1 protein-coding gene is annotated in these 323 nt (G+C 56.0%); it reads right to left on the bottom strand.

The window, feature by feature from the left end; translation table 11 throughout:
- On the bottom strand, positions 1-242 hold a 242-nt coding region (locus J9892_RS21500; protein ID WP_210538942.1), incomplete at its 3' end, for a helix-turn-helix domain-containing protein.
- Between the last annotated feature and the right edge of the window lie 81 nt (positions 243-323).

The following is a 323-nucleotide window of genomic DNA, read 5'->3' as shown; positions in this document are numbered from 1 at the left end:
GGGGCACGGCCAGCCGGTAAGGCTTCTAACGCCCCCACACCTTCATCCCGATACCACCGAAGCCAACGGCCGATGGTCGAGCGAGCAGCGCCGGTAAGGTGATGAACATCAGTGATCGTGCGTCCTTCATGTAACAGCAAGATGGCCATCAAGCGACGAGCATGTCCTTTATCACGGGTGGCATGGATGATTTTGTGAATGCGGCGCCGTTGTGGTCGTGGCAGGGGTGGTAGGATAGGCATCAACTCAGTCCTTTTGGTGTGGCTTGTTTTGTTTCGCGCCTAATGAGATCGCACAAACTGGACTGAGTTCCCTTCCTCCTG

It is taken from the genome of Aeromonas sp. Prich7-2, from assembly GCF_017939255.1.
Classification (GTDB): domain Bacteria; phylum Pseudomonadota; class Gammaproteobacteria; order Enterobacterales; family Aeromonadaceae; genus Aeromonas; species Aeromonas caviae.
Note: the sequence above shows the minus strand (reverse complement) of the source record. Positions and strands in the feature narration are given on the sequence as shown.